The organism is Pseudomonas putida (assembly GCF_004357765.1).
Classification (GTDB): Bacteria; Pseudomonadota; Gammaproteobacteria; order Pseudomonadales; family Pseudomonadaceae; genus Aquipseudomonas; species Aquipseudomonas putida_U.
The window spans coordinates 111,687-128,755 of record NZ_SMTE01000012.1; the positions used below are offsets into that span (position 1 = coordinate 111,687).

Genomic DNA, 17,069 nt, shown 5'->3' on the forward strand with positions numbered 1-17,069 from the left:
GAGATTTCGTCTCATTTCAGCCGTTTTCGATCATTTTTTGATCGTTTTCGACTCCCGCTGCGTCTTGGCCTTGTGGCAATCGCGGTTGATCGCCCGCAGGTTGTGGTCATCATCGGTCCCGCCGTGAGCCAGGGCCACGATGTGGTCAACCTCATGCGCTTCGCGGATGCGGCCGAGCCGGGTGCAGTCATCACACAGACAAAGGTACTGATCTCGCTTCAGGATTCGCTCACGCTTGCGCCGCCACGGGCGACCGCCACGGCCCGACCCCTTACGTGTCGCCCAGGCCTTGGCTTGTTCGGCAGCCAGGTCGGCATGGCCATCGCAGTAGCCATTGGCATTGCGGTGCAGCGATCGGCAGCCTTGCGCCCGGCATGGTCGTTGTGGTCTCAGCGGCATGGCGAGCCGTCCAGATAGTGCGTGCGAGGAAGTTCGTCAGAGTCGATAGCCGTATCGTCAGCCAGCGCCTCGATCAGGGCTAGGTTCTGGGTCGCGATCTGTTCGAGCAGGCTGGTCTGCTTCTGCTGCTGGTCCAGGATCTGCTGGAGCAAAGAGATTGCTTGCTCGTTCACGGGCCACCTTCATCCACTTGTTGATCCATTCACGCCGGGCCGCGCACCCAGTACAGCTCATCAGCCCTGAGCCTTACGAGACAGGAACAGGTCGGAGTAGCCGCGAAGCTTCTCCACGCCCATGAAGCCGACCATGCCGCCGGCGAATGTGGCCATGCCCTGCGGCAAGCCCATCCATTCGAGCAGCGGCACCAGGGCCAGGGTGATGAGGCCGCATAGCGCGCCCTCCAAGAACATCTGCCGGCGCGTGCCGCCGCCATACACCACCCGGAGGACGGCGATCGCGACTGACAAGCCAGCGGCATACAGCTGAGGCTGATGGGCCAGCACCCAGGTGAGCACAGCGGCCCACAGGCCAGGATCCTTCTCGGGCATGTTTGGCATCTCGGTTCCTCCCTTTGCGGGGAGTTGAATACGAAAAAGCCCCAGCATTTGCTGAGGCCTTTGGAAGGTGGTTTGTGGCGTTTCCCTTCGCCCCCACACGGGGCTAGACTCTGCCTCCCATTAATAGGAGGCAATGCCCATGGAATTAAAAGAAAAAGCCTGGCACATCGCGATGGCCTTGGTAGCAAACGGAACCATCAAGTTCGACTTGGACGACTGCCTGGCCGGCATCGAAGCCATCGAAGAGGCGCAAGAGAAGATTCGTGATGCTTACAAAGCGCGATCTACCGCTAACGTCTCGAAAACTTTGGACTCGCTGAAGGGGTTCCGGCCATAAAAAAACCCGGCTCTAGGGCCGGGCTTTTAATGTCAGTCCTCAACGTGCGCAGGAATGACAGGATGGACATAATTTCGCTCAGTCGCTCACTGATGTCAACAGGCAATCACGCGGCCTCTTTCATCAGCAAGCCTTCAGCCTCCAGAATCACGCGCACTTCAGCCAGCGCGTCGTCGATCATGCCGTCGAGCTTCTCGTTGATCTCCAGCCTCCAGCGCCGGCGCGTAGACTCCGGTGTGGCGTCGAGATCCCAGGTGTTCATGTCGTAAAAGCTGTCCGGCAGGATGATCACATCCTCTTCGAGCGCTTCGATGCGCTTCTTCGCTGCCTGGCCAGCGGCGACAGCAGCATTCACGGCGGCCTCCCGACGCCACGGCGAGGCATCCAGAGGAATATCCACCGATACAGATTGTGGAGCCTTGCGACGTGCCCCCTTGAGCTTTGGTATGGCCCAGGCGGTCACCGCCTTGTAGATGAACAATGCCGGCGCAGGGCTTGCGATCAGTGGACGAACCAGCGTGATCGCCTGCACCTTTTTCGCCTTATTGGTGCTGTATTTTGCTACTAGGGCATCCCAGTGCCGCCCCTTGAGCATGTGATGCAGGCGCGCCGACAGCCAGTAATCGACCTGGGTGCGGTCGATGCCGTCCGACCGCCCACCCAGCGAGGCCAGGCAACCACCCTCCTCCTCTGCCGACTTGTACAGCTTCTGCCAGGCCTGGGCCTTCGCCGCTCCCTTCTCGCCCGCCGCCAGAGCGGCAACTACTGCACCCGAAACGCTGCTGTAAACCATGTCCTTCCCCCTCAATCCCCGGTGTAGTTGGTGCCGCCGGCGCCGCGCCGGTTGCTTCCCTGATATGTCGCCTCAGGCCCGGATGCCTGAGGGTTCTTCAACAGCTCGATCTGCCGGAGCGCTGCCCGAAGCCTCATGCTGAGCTGGGTCACCAGTTCATCCAGGGCCAGGGCCTCGCCGGTTGCAGCCACTACCCAGCCCGAGGCGTTGCAGTGGTCGCATGGCAGTTCGTGAAACAAACCCTTGATTACCGCTCTCCCACGGCACAAACGGCACTCTTCCAGCTCGATCACGGCCTTCTTGAAGGCTGGGCCGTGGCTCTTCCTCACTCAGTCACCTCGCCCAGCACCTCGAAGCCCCGTGGTGGCCAACCGAAAAGGCGCCACATCACTTCCTCGTTCCAGGTAAGCGCACGCTGGCGACCGTAAAGGGTGGTCATGGTGTAGCCGCCCAATTCCTTCTTGATGCGCACTGTGCGCTCGCCGAGACGATGGCAGAGTTCGGCGATCACCGACTTTGGGCTGCCATTCGGGGTGCTGTCGTCGTAGGAAAGGCAACCGCAGATGGCTTGGGCTTTATCGATCAATTGGCTGTTGTTCATCGTTTTGAATCCTCGCTAATTACAAATGCGGTAAGGTCGCTTGAACCCGCGCCTGCCGTGGCCTGGGCCGATTTCTGCGAATTTTCAACTAAGGCGTTATTAAGGCGGTGGATGGACTGAAAGCCGATCCGATCAAGCCAGGCGTGCCACTTCTCCAAGGCTGCCCGACGCTGCTGCATGGCTTGGGTGTGGATGTAGGTGCTGGCGATCTTGCCGAGCGTGTGGTTCAGCAACATCTCGCCGATGTGGCCGTCGATGCCGAGGTCAGTCCAAGTGCTGCGGGATACCTTGCGCAGGTCGTGACTGGTCCACTCGCCCTGCCCCAAGCGCTTGAACACGTTGCTGGCCTGGGTCTCGCTCAGGGACAGGCCGCGCCGGCTTGGAAACAGGTACACACCCTCATAGCCGTTGGCCTGCTGAATAGCCCGGTACCGGACCAGAAGGGCCTGCAGTTGGCCTGTCAGCGGGAGGCGGTGTTCGGTGCGGGTCTTGGTGTTCGCCGCTGGGATGAACCACTCGGCAGCCGCCAGGGAGATATCGCTCCAGCGCGCCATGCGGGTCTCGCCGATCCTGGTGCCGTGGGCCAGCATCATCAGGGCCAGCATGGCATCGCCTGGCGCTGCCTCGAAGGCCTGGGCGAGTTGCTGCATCAGCTCCGGCAGTTGCACGTCACGCAGTCGAGCTGCCTTGGGCAGGATCTTGGCCTTGGTGAAGTCGTTGAAGCGCATCCCGGCCATTGGGTTGGCATCGATCAAGCCCAACTGCAGGGCCTGGCGGAATGCGGTCAGCAGCAGCGCGAACATCTGCCGCAAGTAGGACAGTGACACCTCGGCCTGACACGGCCACATCAGATGCTTGTCCAGAGCATCGGCATTCACATCGGCCACGGCCAGATCTTCCAAGCGCGGCTTCAGGTGCTGGGCAATGGCGGATCGAGCGCCGGCCTTGCGCTTCGCCGACAACGAGCGGTCACGGGCCATACGGTCGCCGTACCAGTCGAGCAGCTGCCCCACGGTGGCCATGCCCGATACCACCGGCGCGGTGGCCGGATCACGCAGCAGTCGCTGACGCAGGGTGTGCAGTTCGGCAATCATCGCCGCCACGGGCAGGTCCGGCCAGCGGGCGACCGGCACCCACTTCTTGCCGCGCACCAGGTGCCAGGTACCGCGCTCGCGGTTGCTCCAGAAGCGCAGGTACAGGCCGGGGTGACGCGGGTCGCGCAGGTCACGCACCGACTTGTCGGCGGCCTGCCGGCGCACTTCGGCCTCGCTCAGCTTTACCTCACGTGTCGCGCTCATGCGGCCACCGTCACAGGCTGGAGCAGGTAGGCGCGAATGGCCTCGACGGCGTCGATGTTGCCTCGGCACACGATCGCCAGGTAGCCCTGGCCGGCCAGCGCCTGCAGGTAGGCGTCTTGGCTTGGCGACACCGGCGCATCGAACGGCGGCATGGCCTTGAACTCGATGTACAGGCCGAAGTACCCACCGCGGGCCATCGGCAGCACTAGGTCGGGCACGCCGGCCTTCACGCCCTGCGCCTTAAGCTTTCCGGCCACTGCCTTGACCCGGTGGCCGCCGTTCGGGACGTGGTAGATCAACTTGTAGGCCTGCGGGTAGCGCAGCTGCAGCTCTTTCATCAGCGCGGCCTGCTCCTGCCCTTCCCTGTCTACGGGCTTGGCGCGGGCTGGTTTGGTCTTGAACGGGCGAAGGACGGAGGCGTTCATGCGACCAGCACCCCCTCGTTGATCAGCACAGCCTGGGTGCGCATGACACCCTCGGCGTGGTACTGGCGGGCGGTGTCGCGATCTACCGCCTTGCTACGCCCGTCGCAGGCGTCATGGCAGGCGCTGCAGCACCAGGCGCCCTGCAGGTCGTGCGGCTTCTTGCCGACGCCACAGGTGCCGGCCAGGCGGTAGTGCGCGAGCACAGCGGTCTCCGGGTTGCCGTTGCACACGCCGGGGATGCGCACCTGGCACTCCCGCCCGCGCGCGGCCTTGGTCAATTTGGTTTGGCGCACGTTCAGGACTCCTTCTCGCCGCGGTGCGATTCCCACTCGAAGGGCACAATCACCCCTCCGCCCTCGCGCAGGCGGTCGTAGCAGCGCTCGCCCATGGCATGGCGAAGCTGGTCTCGGTCGAGGTTGGAAATCACCACCGTGGGGCGCATCTGCTCGTAACGCCCGTTGATAATCGCAAACAGGGTGGTCAGCTCGAATTCGCTCGGCTGCTCCTTGCTCACGCCGACTTCGTCCAGCACCAGTAGCGACGGCTCGATCAGGCTGGATAGGATCTCGGCCTCGGACTGTTCGCTATCGCGGTCGTAAGTGGCGCGGATGGACTGCAGGATCGCCCCCACCGTGCGGTAGACGGCGGTTGCCGAGGTGTTGCGCATCAACTCGTTGGCCATGCCGGCGCCCAGATGGGTCTTGCCAGTACCAACCTGGCCCAGCAGCATCAGGCACCGCCCGGTGCGCTCGATCTCTTCGAACGCCGCCACGTAGCGGGTGCAGTAGGCCAAGGCCTTGCGCTGCCCTTCGTGCTCGACGCGGTAGTTGGCCAAGGTGCGGTCGGCGAAGCGCTTCGGGATAAGCGCCGAGCCCAGCTTGCGCGTCATGGCCTCACGCTTCAGGCGCGTTTCTTCCGCCAGCTGCTTGGCCTCGCGCTCGGCAATGGCGCTCTTCTCGCACTCAGGGCAGCGCCCGACGATCTCGCGCCCCATCAACAGGGTCACTCGCTGCTCGAAGGCGCCGTGGTGCTCGCACTCGGCTGGCTGGACACGGAAGCCCGCGGCGTTTCTCACGTCGGACATGGTGATTACCGATTCAGATCGCATAGGTGCCGTCCTCCCGCGGGGCTAGGCCGGCGGTGTAGTCGCGCTCGTTGAAGCCGTGATGACGGCTGTTGGGGTTTGCTCTGGCTGGAATCTGGGTGCCGATGCGCTTGGCCACCCAGTCCACCTCGAAGCCTCGCCATCCGTTCTCGACGGCGACTGCCAGGGCCTGGGCTGGCTGGATGCCGAAGGCCTTGCACTGCTCCAGCTTTTGGTTCAGTGCGGCCCAGATGCGTGCAGTGACCGGGGCCTTCGCGGCCTTGCGGACAGTCAGGTAGTCAGCGATCAGCGTCTCGTCCAGGCCGTGGGGGTTGTCGGCCAGCATGGCGGCCTTCCCGAACGGTGCTTTGCGGTCAGCTTTGGCCGGAGCCGGCGGCTCGGCGCTGGGGGGGCATGTATTTTCTTCCGAAGGAAGAAATACATAGGGGGTTAGATTCTTAGAATAAAGAAGGGAGTCGGCGGTTTTGGTCTGTTTCGACTCGGATCCGATTCGGACCACTTCAGCCGAGTCGGCTGTTTTGGTCTGTTTCGGCTCGGTGACATAGACCCAGTCTTTCGGGTCATTAACGCCGATGTCGCCCCTGGCGCCGCCCTCACGGAACAGCACGCGACGACGCAGCAGGCTAGAGACCGCCTTCGAGACCGTGTCGGGATGAGCGTTGATGGCTTTGGCGATGTCGGTCGCAGGGATGCGTTGAGCACCTGCCCCGAAGTTGATGGTGGCCTTGGCCACATACAGCACAATCTTCATCTCCCTGGCCGGGAGATCGATAGCCAGCAGGCCATCCATGAGCTGGTTGTCCATCCGGGTGAACCCCCTGGACTTGTCAAGTGGGACTATGTTTGTCATGCTTAAACCCGTAATGAAGCTGTAGAGAAAGCCGCCCTGCCAGGCGGTTTTTTTTCGCCTACGAAACCCCTACTGGATGGATTCGCAGGTGTTTTGAACATCTACTGGCGCAAAGCCAGCCTTGTCAGACTTAACGCACTCCTCTACCGAATGCTTTGGATCCGCCATGAGTTGGCCGCCAGACAGAATTTGGAGTTGATACTGACGAGAGATCGGTACGACCTCCCCCCACATGGTTACTGCGCTTGGCTGAATCCCCAGCGCGTCGGCAAGCTTCTTCTTGCTGCCGAAATGGTTTGCGGCGTCACGCGTTTTCATTGCGCTTCCTCGATGGTGCGTCCGTGAATTTCAGCATGCTGAAAGCTCATAGTCAACGACACTGTTCAGCGAACTGCATACTTAAATTCAGTTAACTTAAACTCAGCGCATGGAAAGACACGAGCGAATCGCCAAGGCCATTGCGGTCAGTGGCAAAAAGAAGGGCGAGATTGCGGCCGCTTGCGGCGTTGCAAACTCAGCCGTTACCCAATGGATTTCAGGCGAAAGCAAAAGCCTACGTCCTGAGAACCTATACGCCCTTGCAAAAGCGACCGGCTTCCGCGCTGAGTGGCTCGCCATCGGTGAAGGCCCAGAGGTTGAGGAAAGTAACGTTCAGGCCATACCCCAGCCCAAGATGTCGTTCCGCTACCCTGTGATCAGCTGGGTCGCGGCGGGTGCTTGGTCGGAGGCAGTGGAGCCGTTCCCGCCAGGCTTCTCGGATCGGTATGAGGTCTCCGACTACGATTCAAAAGGCGTTGCATTTTGGCTGGAGGTCAAAGGCGACTCCATGACTTCGCCTGTCGGTACCAGCATTACCGAAGGCATGATGATCCTGGTGGATACTGAGGCGGACGTCATATCCGGGAAGCTGGTGGTAGCGAAGCTGGCTGACAGCAACGAAGCCACATTCAAAAAACTCGTTGAAGATGGGGGCCGGCGATTTCTCAAGCCTCTAAACCCCGCATACCCCGTCGAGATGTGTGCAGAGGGGTGTCGCATTGTGGGCGTGGTTGTACGAGCTACGATGAAGCTTTGACACTTAAAGCCACGGAAACCCGGACACGCGCCGGGTTTTTTTACGCCTGGACCAAAGCGGATATGTGCCGTTTCTTTACAGGTCCAAGGGATAGAGCCGACGAGGGTCTTGCAAAAATCCTACGACAGAGGATAACTGTACGCATATACAGTACAAGGAGTCGTCAACATGCTGTCTCTCGCGTTTTCACACTCACCTTCTCGTTCATACGAGCGCCTGGGCTACCGAATCCAGCAGGCCGTTTCGTCACCTCATGTGCAGAAGCGTCAAATGGTTGAGCTGACCCCATCCCCAGAAGAATCCGTGGCGGATTGGGCAAGGATTCTGAGCGACCTTGAAGAGACGACCGGCATTCGTGTAGACCGGCTGCCCTCAGGGGCGATCCGTATCGCTTGGCGAGAATTCACCGAGAACTGAAGTGCTTGGCCCGCACACGCGGGCTTTTTTACCCCCTTGTATTTCAGATTACTGAAAATATTTGTTCAGCTTGCTTGACCTGTGAATTTCAGATTGCTTAAATTCACTCATCGCCGAGCTACATCGGCGGGCAGCTACGGCAGCCACCGCTCTTTACACAACTCGACACCCGTCACCCTCAGCGGCACATGAGGGCAGCAGCTGCCTCATGCAGTGAGCTGGGTTCAGGTAACCAAGTGGCGCGCATGCCAATGCGGGGAAGCGCGTAGCCCAGAGAACGATGGGCGCCTGGATCAATTCGATTTCACTGGCTGGCCTTGGCGACAGGGCCAGACGGGAAATCAAAGCAGGTCGTGCGAACTGGCCCAGAAAGTAGATGCTGGGCCAGAAGGGTGAGTTAAAGCATTACAGTGGAAAGCATACCCAAGGCCCCAAGGATGAAACCAATGAGCGCTCCTCGCCCTGGGGTTTCATGGAACAGAAACCACACAATTACGGGCTCGAGAAGCAACAACGAGGTGACTGATACCACGGTGACGATCCAAATATCACCGACAGCAACGTATCCAAGCCAGTATGCCGCCAGTAGGCAAATCCCTGCAAAACACATCAGTGCTAAGGGGAAACTGAGAGCACCCCACGAAGCACTTCCGGTATGGGCCAGTTTAGCGACTACCACCTCACTGTAGATTGCACAGAACTCACCGACCACCATCAATCCTAGAGCAGAAACTCCGAGTAGTTCTTTGGACATATCAAAAACTCCTTCGTATTCAGGGCAATATTTTTCCGCTCCCAGCTGGCAATGCCACTGACCAAGAGTTCGTTGCAGGAATACGAAGCAGCCTTGAACAGGCCTGAATTACCGAAATACTTTCCCATGCTCATGTCCTTCGAAGGAGGTGAGTCTCAGCATCAAACCAAGACGCCGTTCAGATAATACGGCCCAAGAACCATTCTGAACACCCAGCAACGCGTCCGCCTGACGAAAACTGCCCGATCACCTGGTTCCCCATCACCAGGCTGCATCGGTCGTGGCGTTCGCCCTTCCCTGGTCCGGGAGGTAGCGGCAGCGAGCGTCACGACCAATGCAGCCCACCGAGGACACTTCATGGAAACGATCACTTGCGGCTCATGGATTGGCCAGCTCGGCAAGGCGCTGGCTCCCCGCGAGCTTGAAGCATTGCTGTGGGTGGCCCAAGGCCTCACCACCAAAGAAATCGCCCGCCAGATGGCGGTCAGCCCGGGCACCGTGGCCAACCGCATCGAGGCCGCGCTGTTCAAGTTGGAAGCCGGCCGCCGCATCGAGGCGGTCACCAAGGCCATGCGCCAACAGATCATCAGCCCGCTCTGCATCATGCTCGCCAGCCTCATCGCCATGCATGCGGTGATCGACGACGGCGACCCCATGCGGCGCGATCGCCGGGTGCCAGAGCGGCGCACCGCCCAGATTCGAATCGTCCGCCGGGCCGAAAGCCTGGAACTTCACGCCTGACCCTACCGAGGATCAAACCATGCACCCTTCCATGCAAGAGCGTGTGAGCGGCCTGGCCGACCTGCGCGCTCGCTCCGTAATCGCCACCGCTGAGTTCTACGAGCTGATCGGGCGCCCAGCCCCAGCGCCTGGCCCCTTCTATCAGGCCGTCACCAAGGGCAATGCCTGGCACATCATCGAAATCGCCACCAGCAAGACCAAAGGCTTCTGTTTCAGCCACCGTGCCGCTATGCGCTTCGTGGACGCCATGGAGGCCGGCGCTGCCAGCAAGCGAGGGCTGCAATGATCGGCTCGCCCATCCCCGACCAGCGCGCACAGGTGTTGGCCCAGCTCAATGCCAGTATTGATAGCTTCTTCTCGCAGGGCGGCGCCGTAGAGACGCTGCCGAGCAGTGAGTACGTGCCGCATCGTCCCCGCCGTGAGCTCGAGCCTGAGCGCAAGGTTGAGCCTCCCGTGCCAAAGCGTTTGGCAAAACGCCTCGAACAGCTCGACTACCTGCGTCATCTGGCCAAGACCATGACCTACGCAGAAGCTATGGCGCATACCGGTCTTTCACAGTCGGCACTCGTTCGCGCGGTCAAGCAAGGCGGCTTCAAGTTCCAACCACACCCGAATCGGGGCAAGGGGAACCTGGGCAAGAAGTTCACCGACCAAGCCGAGGACAGGGCGAAAGCCGAGCAGATCGTTGCCTTCCGAAACGTCGGCATGAAACGGGTCGATGTCATTCGCGAGCTGCAGATCTCCTACAAGCAGCTCAGCCGCATCCTGCGCGAATTCGAGATCGATTTCCCGACCACAGCCGAGAAGCGAGCGAAGCGAAGAGCATGAAACGCATCACCGCCCGCGTCCGGCACGGCCGGCGCCAGCAACACATCAATCTGCCGCCCAGCGGCTTGGGAGGTATCGGCAATGGCCGAGCAAAAGACGGGAGCCGCGAAGCACTCTGCCGACTACCGGGACCGCAAGAAGAAGAAGGCCGAGAAGCTCGGAATCGAGGTGGTGAGCATCACGATGCCTGCAGGGATCAAGAAAGCACTTGCCGCCGAGATCAAGCGCCACGGCTACAAGCAGGTGCAGGAACTGTGGCAGGACCTGGCCTTGTCGTGGATTGCGCAGGATCCTGAAGAGCGTGCGCGCCGACTTGAACGACCTGACGCGCCAGCTTTTTACATATCGCCAAAGCTAGCGCGTCAGTTCGAATCGGCAAGCATTGCGGAACTGAAGCGCGACCCAGGTGACGAGATCAGGCCGCCAGAATTCGATCTATAACCGATCGCCCCATTGAGAAGGCTGAAACCTGTGCCTGGAAGACGTCGGCGTACTCGCCTTTCAGATTTTCTCGCGTGCCAGATAGCTCTTGCCCGTCCTTGAAGATGGCAAGCGTCACCGCATAGTGCTGCATCGGACACGATGGATCGTCCCGATTCGTTTTGATTGGGCCAGTTATCCGGGTCCGGATTTCGTGGTCGAGGTAGTCCTCGAAGTCTTGTCGGTGCGTTGGTTCGAGCGACATTCAGACACTCCTGTACCCGGCCCCATGCCGGTCACCCGTAATACCCCATCCCAAACCAAATTGCCACCATGCCGCATCCGGCCACTGAGCGACAAATACATGTGCCCCCAACCGGAGGGGAACTATAAACAAGAGGCTAAGTCAACTCGGTTGAGGCCCTAGGAAAGCGGTGATTACACCTGCTACTACAGCAGTTCCGACCTCTTTGCCAAACGCAGCGAGTCTAGTCAGAGCCGAGGTTTTGTCTTCAGTTTCGGACGAGGCAAGCTCTTGAAGGATGGACGTGAGCGAAACGGATTCTTCGGCTGAAAGCGTCCCTAACAACGGGGTTATCTCCGCTAAAAAAGCGTTGAGTTTATTGTGATCAACGTAGATCTGAGCATTGATAAGCTCAGCTGACATATTGAACCCTTTGTTACCCTCAATGAGGACATCCGCTGTATGCGGAGCACTCAATTCTAAAAGAGTGGTCCCATTGATCACTGTGTTGTTCGTAATTCTGATCAAAATCTTTTCGCTCCTTGATACGGCGAATCGCCGCTCTCCTGTAATAGCCCATAGCCACCGCCTTTTCAAATCGCGCTGCCCGCCAGCGCCTTCCCCTATTCAACGACAGGATCGGCGCCAAGGCCTTTTCGGTAGCGGGCAATCGCGATGATCTGGCGCAGGCAGATGGCCATTTCCTTCTTCAGATGGTCATCCGGAAGACCGATCTTTTTCAGCATTGCCTGGGCTTCTTCCTCGATCGAGGCAAGGGCCTCGGTATCGCTTTTCAGTGTCATGGCGACCTCCTCCAGGTCGAGTCAGCCATGAATTGATAGCTCACCAGAACAATGCGCGCCAACTACGGCGCCTTCCCCTATTCAACGATAACGCCTCCCCGGCGAGGGCGGCGCCTGCAATGGAGATTGCCCATGAACCCCTACCAGATCAATGGGCCGGCGCAGATCGGTGTCAGTGGTGGCCGCACCAGCGGGCACATGCTCTGGAAAATACTGGAGGCCCACGGCGGCAAGCTACCGGCAGACGTGCACGCCTTCTTCCAGAACACCGGCAAGGCGGAATTCCTGTGCCATATCATTCTCCTGGCATAAAAAACCGCCGAATAGGATTTTACTGTTTCGTTGGCTCAATTATGTTCCAGTAACAATCAGAGTACGCGGTGTTTCTAAAATCAAAAACCACCTTTCGCTTACCTTCTGAGCTAACCACTACAGGCGCGGTATACGCTTTAACGACCATGGCATCAGAGAACCTGTTCTTGTCCCCGACAGAGGACATGGCGTCTTCCAGTAGGTCACCCCTCTGCCGAGCCTCCATAGCCTCGCCAGCCACGGCAGAGATCTTCTTGCAGGTTTCCTCGCCACTCGCGGCAAAGGTAAGTGTAGAAACGGACGCGAGAGCAGCAATCAGCAAGACTCGATTCATGACGTTCTCCATTAAAATCGCCTGCAATCTACTGTGCGTGGCGAAAAACGAGCCCAGGTAGCCCAGCCGCTCGGACTATCACTACCCATCCAAATTACTCACGCGAAGGGCACGGATATGCCCGAGGATTAGAAGCGAAGATTTGCTGAGGCGCTCAGCGCACAACGGCAGGAAGCGACGGACCCGAGCCAGCTGCGAAAAGCACAGGCGGGGCCTCTATCAATGTCCGCTAAGATGTGGGCCGGCATCGCCCCCGTTCAACTACTCAAGTGGGCGCTTGTGATGGCTATAACGCTCGGCATTGGATGACCGCGATGAGTCCGGCGGGCCTTGTCTTTGACCGCCTCGAAAGGGCCGGATTTTGATGTAATCGTCACGTTCCTCTGGGTGTGCTCTTTTGTTCACATCGTCTCGACCGCTTGGAGAACCATCACTTTCAGATGGCTTGTTACTCAGCCTGTCACTCTCTATCCCATACCTATCTCTGGTCATACACACCTCTCAATGCTCAGAAGTTCTGAGCAAATCAAGTATGCGCTGATAACAATCAAAGAAATTTTTTATCAGACCACCGGACATAGCTAAATAAAATTTATAAGCACCGCTATCGCTCGAGTGCTACGGATGACGTGATATTCAAAAAGCTGACGATCGATCTGTGTCGGTGCGAGATCGTCGGCGAAACAAACGCGCTGGACTACTGCTGTGACGAAGTGGCTGATCAGTTTGAGCTTGTGAAGACGTCCCGACGACTGGAGTACAAAAGTACTCCGATCAGCTGTAACCCCTCTCCCCTCTATTCACTGCCGCGATATGGCGGCCAAGGAATCCGTATGCCCAGCGCACAAACGGCGGCACGTTGGTGCCCGGACGAATGCCCGATAACAGGCCGCAAGTTCTTCATGTGGATCGAGCACCCCGATGACGGGATGGTTCCGACCTACGGTGGTCCTTTCGACAGCTACACGATCCCCGTCCGTGACGGCGACGAAGGCTTCTGCTGCGAACGCTTCGATCATGACCTGGGCGGCTGGCGTGATAGCGAAATCGTCGGGCTCAAGCTGATCGACGACCAGAGCGACGAATGCGAACACGGTCAAGTGGCCGAGATGCAAGCAGAACTGGCAGCTCGAGATGAACTGATCGATCAGTTGCGCAGCGGCTACGTCTTCGAGACCGGGCCTTACGAAGTGGAGCTTAGCGATGCCCAGTGGTCCGCTGCGCTAGGCGTCTTCGAGAACTACAACATGGGCGATGACAAGCACTTCGTCTTCCTGGAAGAGCAAGGGCGCGGGGTGATTAGCGAAATCCTGATCGAGATCGGCGTCGCCCAGGCGCCTGATGCTGATGAGGTGCGCGAATGACCCGCCTCGCCCTCTGCCTCCTGCTGCTGGCCACCGGCGCCAGCGCGGACCCACGCGAAACCCGGCCACTGCCTTACAGCGCCCAGGTCTACCACGACGATCAGCGCGGCGTGACCTGCTGGCAGTTCTCGAATGGACTGAGCTGCATCCCCGACAGCCATCTCCAGGCCGGCAACGAGCGCGAGCTCTCCCCGCACGAAACCCAACCCGAACCTACACCCGCTACGGCGCCTGGGCGCTGGATTGATGAGAGGTATCAGCTGTGAGCAAGTATCGCAAAGGTCAGCTTTACACCCGTCGCATGCGCCCGTCCGACGATACCGACAGTTGGCGCCTGGCAATGCGCCTGGCGTTCTACACCACGATGCTGCGCAGTGGCGATTACAAGAGCGCATACGTGCTCTGCCGCCACGGTGTGAAAGGGATCATGGAAGTTGGTCGGAGCCGGAAGGACCTGACCTCAACCCTATTCATGTCCGGTTGCCGCAACTTCAAAGATATCCAGCGCAAGAACAAGTTCAGCAACATCGAGCGCGCCAAAGCGGCCAAGGCAAAGCAGGTAGCACCATGACTGACCTGATCGAAGTGAAGACCAGCGATCTTTCTGGCGAGGCGCTTGGATGGTCCGTGGGCAAGGCTGAGGGACTGGAAGTGTTCTTGGCCCCGCCCGAGTACGGCAATCCCTGGCGGGTGTTCGCCCGGTACCAGGGCGAAGCCATCGTGCACGCCAAGCGCTACAACCCCTGGGAAGACTGGGCGCTTGGCGGGCCGATGATTGATCGCATCGACCCGCAAGAAAAGCGTTTACCCAAAGTCCTTGGCGGTGGCCGGAGCGCCGAGGTGTGGATTGATCTCGATGACGGCGATGCCCGAGTGGGATTCGGGTGGGGTGAAAACCGACTGATCGCCGCAGCCCGCGCCTACGTCGCCGCCAAGATGGGCGAGTTCGTCCAGGTGCCGAAGGAGCTGATGCCGTGACCAAATACCAGTTCAATCTGATCCTGTCGCTGCTGTTCATGATCGCGGCCAATGGCGCTGGCACGCCTGGCGCCACAGCTATCGGCTACACGATCGGCATCGCATGCGGCCTCGTTGCGTTGGTTTATGCCTTCTTGGAGCGAAAGTCATGATCCTGCCCCTGATGTACGTAGCCCTCCACCTCTACCGGTGGCCGCGATGAGTGATGCACCGATCGAGCCGCAAGACTGGTCGTTCGGCGTCAAGGTTGTGCAGATCGAAGACATCCGCGTCGCTCGCGGCCTCACACGAAGGCCGAAAACGACCTGTCGCCACCGGAAGCTGGTCTATGACGACAAGGAGCGCCGCATCTGGTGCAGCGACTGCGAGTCAGAGGTCGAGCCTTTCGATGCATTCGCCGGCTTGGTCGAGATGTTCAGCGGCGCGCAGTCGCGGATCAACCGCCGTGCTGCGGAGCTGGCCGAGGCGGAGAAATTCCAGATCCGCAGCCGGGCAGCCAAGGTGATGGACGAGGCCTGGCGCAGCACAAAAACCGCACCGCTGTGCCCTCACTGCAATAACGCCCTGCTGCCAGATGACGTCGTAGGCGGCCTGGCCAGCGCCAGCAAGGCCCTGGTTGTCGCCGCTCGCAAGCGCAACGAAGCCAACAAGCCGAAGTAACCCCTCCCCCTACTACTCAAGCCCGCCGGCGTGCCGACCAGAAATGCGTCGCAGCCAGCAACACACCCGGTATGGCCATGCCAAGGCCGCTGTAGATGAATGCAGGCTGCTCTGTCATCAGCCCACTTAAAGCGAACCCGATACCAGTTGGTATCAGGGTGACTGCTGCATAGCCCCACGGCTTTCTAGTTTCCTTGGCCATATCGTTCCTCCCATTGAACCCCGATTAAACCACATGAGCCCGCCGACATGCGCGGGCGAGGATGACCTATGTCCGATAACACCGTGAAGTGCAGCAGGTGCCGCAACCAGCACAAGGAAAGCGAGCGCGTTCTTGCTCCCTGCAAATGGCTAAAGGGTGCCAGCACCATGGTCTGTCCGCGCTGCCGGTGCACCAGTTACTACATCGTCGAGCCTGTGCCGGCGGCCTGACCAACAACCTGCCGCCACCGGCGGCGTGGAGACCATCCCATGGAAACCGAGATCCTTTCGGATGAAGAGCTGGTGGCGATCACTGGCTACAAACCTCGGGCGTGGCAGCGCCGCTGGCTCACTGACAAGGGCTGGCACTTCGTGGAGAGCCGCGGCGGTCGCCCCCTGGTAGGCCGCCAGTACGCTCGCCAGAAGTTGAGCGGCGTGGTTATCGACACCGTGCCCGTGACCGCTGCACCACCCCCGGCGCCAGCCTGGACCCCTGACTTCTCCCGAGTGAAGTGAAATGCGACCCAGAAGTACCGAGAATCGCGACCTGCCGCCGGGAATGTACCGGCGCAAGCGCACCAGGAAGAACGGAAAGGTGTGGGTCGGGTACTACTACCGCGACCAGAACGGCAAGGAAATCCCACTCGGTACCGACCTGGTGCAAGCCAAGCTGGAGTGGGCTGCCCTGGAGGCAAAGGCGACGCCGAGCGAACTGAAGACCATGCAGGGCATTTTCGACGAGTACGAGCGCAAGATCATCCCGGGCAAGGCAGCACGGACGCAGAAGGACAACATCTACGAGCTCAAGCAGCTGCGGGCCGTGTTCGATTCGGCGCCGATCGATGCCATCACGCCAGCCATGATCGCCCAGTACAGGGATTCGCGGTCGGCCAAGACACGCGCAAACAGGGAGATCGCCCTGCTCTCCCACGTTTTCAACACGGCGCGGGAATGGGGGCTGACCACACGGGATAACCCGTGCTTGGGCGTGAGAAAGAACAAGGAGAAACCGCGCGACTTCTACGCCAACGAAACGGTGTGGCAGGCGGTGTATGAGGCAGCTCCACCGGAGCTGAAGGATGCGATGGACCTGGCGTACCTGACCGGACAGCGACCGGCAGACGTACTGTCCATGCGAAAGGACGATGTGGAGGGAATCTATCTACTGGTTAGCCAGGGCAAAACCAGCAAACGATTGAGGATCGTCCTTGAGGTGGACGGAGTGAAGAACAGCCTGGGACTGCTGCTCGAGCGCATCATGATCCGCACCAGCCAGCACCTGTCGCCGTTCTTCATCGTCAACGAGCACGGTAAGCGCATGAGCTGGGCGATGCTGCGCAATCGCTGGGCAGCTGCGCGGGAGGACGCCAGAGTGAAAGCCGAGGTCGAGAAGAAGCCTGACCTGGCCAATCGAATCGCCCAGTTCCAGTTCCGCGATATCCGACCGAAGGCGGCGTCGGAGATCAACGACCTGAGCGATGCAAGCGTGCTGTTGGGGCACTCAAAGGAGGGAATTACCGAGCGTGTTTACCGCCGCGTCGGGGCCATCGCCAAGCCTTCGAAAGGCTGAAGT

Annotated in this window: 34 protein-coding genes; 17 read left to right on the forward strand and 17 right to left on the reverse strand. The window is 59.8% G+C overall.

Going from position 1 to position 17,069, the window contains the following annotated elements; translation table 11 throughout:
• Positions 1 to 30: 30 nt before the first annotated feature.
• Genes E2H86_RS19365 through E2H86_RS19375 form a run of 3 tightly spaced genes read right to left on the reverse strand, consistent with a single transcriptional unit; the run spans position 31 to position 956 of the window.
• Positions 31 to 399: an HNH endonuclease gene (locus tag E2H86_RS19365; RefSeq protein WP_133330701.1), complete on the reverse strand. Its 369-nt coding sequence runs from the start codon at positions 397 to 399 to the stop codon at positions 31 to 33.
• Entirely contained in the window at positions 390 to 572 is a 183-nt protein-coding gene (locus E2H86_RS19370) for a hypothetical protein (protein ID WP_010952644.1), read from the reverse strand. Before E2H86_RS19370 ends, E2H86_RS19365 begins: the two co-directional genes overlap by 10 nt.
• A gap of 60 nt (positions 573 to 632) precedes the next feature.
• Complete coding sequence (locus E2H86_RS19375) at positions 633 to 956, reverse strand: phage holin, lambda family (RefSeq protein ID WP_010952643.1); 324 nt, start codon at positions 954 to 956, stop codon at positions 633 to 635.
• Positions 957 to 1,095: 139 nt separating this feature from the next.
• Between E2H86_RS19375 and E2H86_RS19380 the strand changes: the two genes are divergently transcribed.
• Positions 1,096 to 1,293 carry a hypothetical protein gene (locus E2H86_RS19380; RefSeq protein ID WP_133330704.1) on the forward strand — a complete coding sequence of 66 codons (198 nt, stop codon included), beginning with the start codon at positions 1,096 to 1,098 and terminating at the stop codon, positions 1,291 to 1,293.
• 106 nt (positions 1,294 to 1,399) lie between these two features.
• Here E2H86_RS19380 and E2H86_RS19385 read toward each other — a convergent pair whose 3' ends face one another.
• The 9 genes from E2H86_RS19385 to E2H86_RS19425 all read right to left on the reverse strand — a co-directional run bounded on the left by E2H86_RS19385 (position 1,400) and on the right by E2H86_RS19425 (position 6,683).
• Complete coding sequence (locus E2H86_RS19385) at positions 1,400 to 2,086, reverse strand: hypothetical protein (RefSeq protein ID WP_133330706.1); 687 nt, start codon at positions 2,084 to 2,086, stop codon at positions 1,400 to 1,402.
• Positions 2,087 to 2,097: 11 nt separating this feature from the next.
• Positions 2,098 to 2,415, reverse strand: a complete 318-nt coding sequence (locus E2H86_RS19390) for a hypothetical protein (RefSeq protein WP_133330708.1) — start codon at positions 2,413 to 2,415, stop codon at positions 2,098 to 2,100.
• Complete coding sequence (locus E2H86_RS19395) at positions 2,412 to 2,687, reverse strand: hypothetical protein (protein ID WP_133330710.1); 276 nt, start codon at positions 2,685 to 2,687, stop codon at positions 2,412 to 2,414. Before E2H86_RS19395 ends, E2H86_RS19390 begins: the two co-directional genes overlap by 4 nt.
• Complete coding sequence (locus E2H86_RS19400; protein WP_133330712.1) at positions 2,684 to 3,985, reverse strand: tyrosine-type recombinase/integrase; 1,302 nt, start codon at positions 3,983 to 3,985, stop codon at positions 2,684 to 2,686. The genes E2H86_RS19395 and E2H86_RS19400 overlap by 4 nt, the downstream gene beginning before the upstream one ends.
• Positions 3,982 to 4,410, reverse strand: a complete 429-nt coding sequence (locus tag E2H86_RS19405; protein ID WP_133330715.1) for a VRR-NUC domain-containing protein — start codon at positions 4,408 to 4,410, stop codon at positions 3,982 to 3,984. The genes E2H86_RS19400 and E2H86_RS19405 overlap by 4 nt, the downstream gene beginning before the upstream one ends.
• A complete protein-coding gene (locus E2H86_RS19410; protein WP_133330717.1) occupies positions 4,407 to 4,703 on the reverse strand; it encodes a DUF1364 domain-containing protein in 297 nt (98 codons plus the stop codon). Before E2H86_RS19410 ends, E2H86_RS19405 begins: the two co-directional genes overlap by 4 nt.
• Positions 4,704 to 4,705: 2 nt before the next feature.
• On the reverse strand, positions 4,706 to 5,518 hold the full coding sequence (locus E2H86_RS19415) for an ATP-binding protein (RefSeq protein WP_133330719.1): 813 nt from the start codon (positions 5,516 to 5,518) through the stop codon (positions 4,706 to 4,708).
• Positions 5,508 to 6,365 carry a replication protein gene (locus tag E2H86_RS19420; protein ID WP_133330721.1) on the reverse strand — a complete coding sequence of 286 codons (858 nt, stop codon included), beginning with the start codon at positions 6,363 to 6,365 and terminating at the stop codon, positions 5,508 to 5,510. Before E2H86_RS19420 ends, E2H86_RS19415 begins: the two co-directional genes overlap by 11 nt.
• 69 nt (positions 6,366 to 6,434) lie before the next feature.
• Positions 6,435 to 6,683, reverse strand: coding sequence for a Cro/CI family transcriptional regulator (locus E2H86_RS19425; protein ID WP_133330723.1), 249 nt, complete (start codon positions 6,681 to 6,683; stop codon positions 6,435 to 6,437).
• Positions 6,684 to 6,792: 109 nt separating this feature from the next.
• Here E2H86_RS19425 and E2H86_RS19430 point away from each other — a divergent pair, with 109 nt between their 5' ends.
• Together E2H86_RS19430 and E2H86_RS19435 are read left to right on the forward strand one after the other, a co-directional pair.
• Entirely contained in the window at positions 6,793 to 7,440 is a 648-nt protein-coding gene (locus tag E2H86_RS19430) for a LexA family protein (RefSeq protein ID WP_133330725.1), read from the forward strand.
• 168 nt (positions 7,441 to 7,608) lie between these two features.
• Positions 7,609 to 7,857 (forward strand): DUF1654 domain-containing protein, encoded by a 249-nt coding sequence (locus tag E2H86_RS19435; RefSeq protein ID WP_133330727.1) that lies wholly within the window; start codon positions 7,609 to 7,611, stop codon positions 7,855 to 7,857.
• Between the two features lie 397 nt (positions 7,858 to 8,254).
• On the opposite strand, the gene E2H86_RS19440 is transcribed toward E2H86_RS19435, so the two are convergent.
• Positions 8,255 to 8,572 carry a hypothetical protein gene (locus E2H86_RS19440; RefSeq protein WP_133330839.1) on the reverse strand — a complete coding sequence of 106 codons (318 nt, stop codon included), beginning with the start codon at positions 8,570 to 8,572 and terminating at the stop codon, positions 8,255 to 8,257.
• Between the two features lie 396 nt (positions 8,573 to 8,968).
• Between E2H86_RS19440 and E2H86_RS19445 the strand changes: the two genes are divergently transcribed.
• The 4 genes from E2H86_RS19445 (at position 8,969) to E2H86_RS19460 (ending at position 10,621) form a co-directional block, all read left to right on the forward strand.
• A complete protein-coding gene (locus tag E2H86_RS19445) occupies positions 8,969 to 9,352 on the forward strand; it encodes a response regulator transcription factor (protein ID WP_133330729.1) in 384 nt (127 codons plus the stop codon).
• Positions 9,353 to 9,371: 19 nt separating this feature from the next.
• A complete protein-coding gene (locus E2H86_RS19450) occupies positions 9,372 to 9,638 on the forward strand; it encodes a hypothetical protein (protein ID WP_133330731.1) in 267 nt (88 codons plus the stop codon).
• Positions 9,635 to 10,180 carry a hypothetical protein gene (locus E2H86_RS19455; RefSeq protein WP_133330733.1) on the forward strand — a complete coding sequence of 182 codons (546 nt, stop codon included), beginning with the start codon at positions 9,635 to 9,637 and terminating at the stop codon, positions 10,178 to 10,180. The genes E2H86_RS19450 and E2H86_RS19455 overlap by 4 nt, the downstream gene beginning before the upstream one ends.
• Positions 10,181 to 10,261: 81 nt before the next feature.
• Positions 10,262 to 10,621, forward strand: coding sequence for a hypothetical protein (locus E2H86_RS19460; protein WP_133330735.1), 360 nt, complete (start codon positions 10,262 to 10,264; stop codon positions 10,619 to 10,621).
• Here E2H86_RS19460 and E2H86_RS19465 read toward each other — a convergent pair.
• Together E2H86_RS19465 and E2H86_RS19475 are read right to left on the reverse strand one after the other, a co-directional pair.
• A complete protein-coding gene (locus E2H86_RS19465) occupies positions 10,596 to 10,865 on the reverse strand; it encodes a hypothetical protein (RefSeq protein WP_133330737.1) in 270 nt (89 codons plus the stop codon). The genes E2H86_RS19460 and E2H86_RS19465 overlap by 26 nt on opposite strands.
• Before the next feature lie 602 nt (positions 10,866 to 11,467).
• Positions 11,468 to 11,647 (reverse strand): hypothetical protein, encoded by a 180-nt coding sequence (locus tag E2H86_RS19475; protein WP_133330741.1) that lies wholly within the window; start codon positions 11,645 to 11,647, stop codon positions 11,468 to 11,470.
• Positions 11,648 to 11,779: 132 nt separating this feature from the next.
• Between E2H86_RS19475 and E2H86_RS19480 the strand changes: the two genes are divergently transcribed.
• Complete coding sequence (locus E2H86_RS19480) at positions 11,780 to 11,959, forward strand: hypothetical protein (protein ID WP_165976095.1); 180 nt, start codon at positions 11,780 to 11,782, stop codon at positions 11,957 to 11,959.
• Positions 11,960 to 11,978: 19 nt separating this feature from the next.
• Here E2H86_RS19480 and E2H86_RS19485 read toward each other — a convergent pair whose 3' ends face one another.
• Complete coding sequence (locus E2H86_RS19485) at positions 11,979 to 12,293, reverse strand: hypothetical protein (protein ID WP_133330745.1); 315 nt, start codon at positions 12,291 to 12,293, stop codon at positions 11,979 to 11,981.
• An 833-nt stretch (positions 12,294 to 13,126) separates the two neighbouring features.
• Between E2H86_RS19485 and E2H86_RS26105 the strand changes: the two genes are divergently transcribed.
• From E2H86_RS26105 to E2H86_RS19510, 6 genes are read left to right on the forward strand one after another with little or no spacing between them, the layout of a single operon-like run.
• Positions 13,127 to 13,657, forward strand: coding sequence for a hypothetical protein (locus E2H86_RS26105; protein WP_207955644.1), 531 nt, complete (start codon positions 13,127 to 13,129; stop codon positions 13,655 to 13,657).
• Entirely contained in the window at positions 13,654 to 13,923 is a 270-nt protein-coding gene (locus E2H86_RS19495; RefSeq protein WP_133330747.1) for a hypothetical protein, read from the forward strand. Before E2H86_RS26105 ends, E2H86_RS19495 begins: the two co-directional genes overlap by 4 nt.
• Entirely contained in the window at positions 13,920 to 14,228 is a 309-nt protein-coding gene (locus E2H86_RS19500; protein WP_133330749.1) for a hypothetical protein, read from the forward strand. The genes E2H86_RS19495 and E2H86_RS19500 overlap by 4 nt, the downstream gene beginning before the upstream one ends.
• Entirely contained in the window at positions 14,225 to 14,635 is a 411-nt protein-coding gene (locus E2H86_RS19505) for a phage protein NinX family protein (protein WP_133330751.1), read from the forward strand. The genes E2H86_RS19500 and E2H86_RS19505 overlap by 4 nt, the downstream gene beginning before the upstream one ends.
• Positions 14,632 to 14,787 (forward strand): hypothetical protein, encoded by a 156-nt coding sequence (locus tag E2H86_RS26020; protein WP_165976101.1) that lies wholly within the window; start codon positions 14,632 to 14,634, stop codon positions 14,785 to 14,787. Before E2H86_RS19505 ends, E2H86_RS26020 begins: the two co-directional genes overlap by 4 nt.
• A 46-nt stretch (positions 14,788 to 14,833) precedes the next feature.
• On the forward strand, positions 14,834 to 15,295 hold the full coding sequence (locus tag E2H86_RS19510) for a hypothetical protein (protein WP_133330753.1): 462 nt from the start codon (positions 14,834 to 14,836) through the stop codon (positions 15,293 to 15,295).
• A gap of 16 nt (positions 15,296 to 15,311) precedes the next feature.
• Here E2H86_RS19510 and E2H86_RS19515 read toward each other — a convergent pair whose 3' ends face one another.
• On the reverse strand, positions 15,312 to 15,497 hold the full coding sequence (locus tag E2H86_RS19515; RefSeq protein WP_133330755.1) for a hypothetical protein: 186 nt from the start codon (positions 15,495 to 15,497) through the stop codon (positions 15,312 to 15,314).
• A gap of 68 nt (positions 15,498 to 15,565) precedes the next feature.
• On the opposite strand from E2H86_RS19515, the gene E2H86_RS26025 reads away from it, so the two are divergent.
• The 3 genes from E2H86_RS26025 to E2H86_RS19525 are packed head-to-tail and all read left to right on the forward strand — an operon-like array spanning position 15,566 to position 17,066.
• Positions 15,566 to 15,727 carry a hypothetical protein gene (locus E2H86_RS26025; RefSeq protein WP_165976102.1) on the forward strand — a complete coding sequence of 54 codons (162 nt, stop codon included), beginning with the start codon at positions 15,566 to 15,568 and terminating at the stop codon, positions 15,725 to 15,727.
• Between the two features lie 39 nt (positions 15,728 to 15,766).
• Positions 15,767 to 16,012: a DUF4224 domain-containing protein gene (locus E2H86_RS19520; protein WP_133330757.1), complete on the forward strand. Its 246-nt coding sequence runs from the start codon at positions 15,767 to 15,769 to the stop codon at positions 16,010 to 16,012.
• Position 16,013: 1 nt separating this feature from the next.
• Positions 16,014 to 17,066, forward strand: a complete 1,053-nt coding sequence (locus E2H86_RS19525; protein WP_133330758.1) for a tyrosine-type recombinase/integrase — start codon at positions 16,014 to 16,016, stop codon at positions 17,064 to 17,066.
• The last annotated feature ends 3 nt before the right edge of the window (positions 17,067 to 17,069 follow it).

Excerpts from the sequence above, each read along its gene's own strand:
- E2H86_RS19440 (WP_133330839.1), bottom strand. The coding sequence starts at position 8,572 with ATGGTGGTCGGTGAGTTCTGTGCAATCTACAGTGAGGTGGTAGTCGCT.
- E2H86_RS19525 (WP_133330758.1), top strand. The coding sequence starts at position 16,014 with ATGCGACCCAGAAGTACCGAGAATCGCGACCTGCCGCCGGGAATGTAC.
- E2H86_RS19415 (WP_133330719.1), bottom strand. The coding sequence starts at position 5,518 with ATGCGATCTGAATCGGTAATCACCATGTCCGACGTGAGAAACGCCGCG.
- E2H86_RS19395 (WP_133330710.1), bottom strand. The coding sequence starts at position 2,687 with ATGAACAACAGCCAATTGATCGATAAAGCCCAAGCCATCTGCGGTTGC.
- E2H86_RS26105 (WP_207955644.1), top strand. The coding sequence starts at position 13,127 with ATGCCCAGCGCACAAACGGCGGCACGTTGGTGCCCGGACGAATGCCCG.
- E2H86_RS26025 (WP_165976102.1), top strand. The coding sequence starts at position 15,566 with ATGTCCGATAACACCGTGAAGTGCAGCAGGTGCCGCAACCAGCACAAG.
- E2H86_RS19515 (WP_133330755.1), bottom strand. The coding sequence starts at position 15,497 with ATGGCCAAGGAAACTAGAAAGCCGTGGGGCTATGCAGCAGTCACCCTG.
- E2H86_RS19420 (WP_133330721.1), bottom strand. The coding sequence starts at position 6,365 with ATGACAAACATAGTCCCACTTGACAAGTCCAGGGGGTTCACCCGGATG.
- E2H86_RS19385 (WP_133330706.1), bottom strand. The coding sequence starts at position 2,086 with ATGGTTTACAGCAGCGTTTCGGGTGCAGTAGTTGCCGCTCTGGCGGCG.
- E2H86_RS19465 (WP_133330737.1), bottom strand. The coding sequence starts at position 10,865 with ATGTCGCTCGAACCAACGCACCGACAAGACTTCGAGGACTACCTCGAC.
- E2H86_RS19460 (WP_133330735.1), top strand. The coding sequence starts at position 10,262 with ATGGCCGAGCAAAAGACGGGAGCCGCGAAGCACTCTGCCGACTACCGG.
- E2H86_RS19405 (WP_133330715.1), bottom strand. The coding sequence starts at position 4,410 with ATGAACGCCTCCGTCCTTCGCCCGTTCAAGACCAAACCAGCCCGCGCC.
- E2H86_RS19430 (WP_133330725.1), top strand. The coding sequence starts at position 6,793 with ATGGAAAGACACGAGCGAATCGCCAAGGCCATTGCGGTCAGTGGCAAA.
- E2H86_RS19495 (WP_133330747.1), top strand. The coding sequence starts at position 13,654 with ATGACCCGCCTCGCCCTCTGCCTCCTGCTGCTGGCCACCGGCGCCAGC.
- E2H86_RS19435 (WP_133330727.1), top strand. The coding sequence starts at position 7,609 with ATGCTGTCTCTCGCGTTTTCACACTCACCTTCTCGTTCATACGAGCGC.
- E2H86_RS19520 (WP_133330757.1), top strand. The coding sequence starts at position 15,767 with ATGGAAACCGAGATCCTTTCGGATGAAGAGCTGGTGGCGATCACTGGC.
- E2H86_RS19485 (WP_133330745.1), bottom strand. The coding sequence starts at position 12,293 with ATGAATCGAGTCTTGCTGATTGCTGCTCTCGCGTCCGTTTCTACACTT.
- E2H86_RS19505 (WP_133330751.1), top strand. The coding sequence starts at position 14,225 with ATGACTGACCTGATCGAAGTGAAGACCAGCGATCTTTCTGGCGAGGCG.
- E2H86_RS19375 (WP_010952643.1), bottom strand. The coding sequence starts at position 956 with ATGCCAAACATGCCCGAGAAGGATCCTGGCCTGTGGGCCGCTGTGCTC.
- E2H86_RS19365 (WP_133330701.1), bottom strand. The coding sequence starts at position 399 with ATGCCGCTGAGACCACAACGACCATGCCGGGCGCAAGGCTGCCGATCG.
- E2H86_RS19400 (WP_133330712.1), bottom strand. The coding sequence starts at position 3,985 with ATGAGCGCGACACGTGAGGTAAAGCTGAGCGAGGCCGAAGTGCGCCGG.
- E2H86_RS19425 (WP_133330723.1), bottom strand. The coding sequence starts at position 6,683 with ATGAAAACGCGTGACGCCGCAAACCATTTCGGCAGCAAGAAGAAGCTT.
- E2H86_RS19475 (WP_133330741.1), bottom strand. The coding sequence starts at position 11,647 with ATGACACTGAAAAGCGATACCGAGGCCCTTGCCTCGATCGAGGAAGAA.
- E2H86_RS19445 (WP_133330729.1), top strand. The coding sequence starts at position 8,969 with ATGGAAACGATCACTTGCGGCTCATGGATTGGCCAGCTCGGCAAGGCG.
- E2H86_RS19380 (WP_133330704.1), top strand. The coding sequence starts at position 1,096 with ATGGAATTAAAAGAAAAAGCCTGGCACATCGCGATGGCCTTGGTAGCA.
- E2H86_RS19450 (WP_133330731.1), top strand. The coding sequence starts at position 9,372 with ATGCACCCTTCCATGCAAGAGCGTGTGAGCGGCCTGGCCGACCTGCGC.
- E2H86_RS19510 (WP_133330753.1), top strand. The coding sequence starts at position 14,834 with ATGAGTGATGCACCGATCGAGCCGCAAGACTGGTCGTTCGGCGTCAAG.
- E2H86_RS19455 (WP_133330733.1), top strand. The coding sequence starts at position 9,635 with ATGATCGGCTCGCCCATCCCCGACCAGCGCGCACAGGTGTTGGCCCAG.
- E2H86_RS19480 (WP_165976095.1), top strand. The coding sequence starts at position 11,780 with ATGAACCCCTACCAGATCAATGGGCCGGCGCAGATCGGTGTCAGTGGT.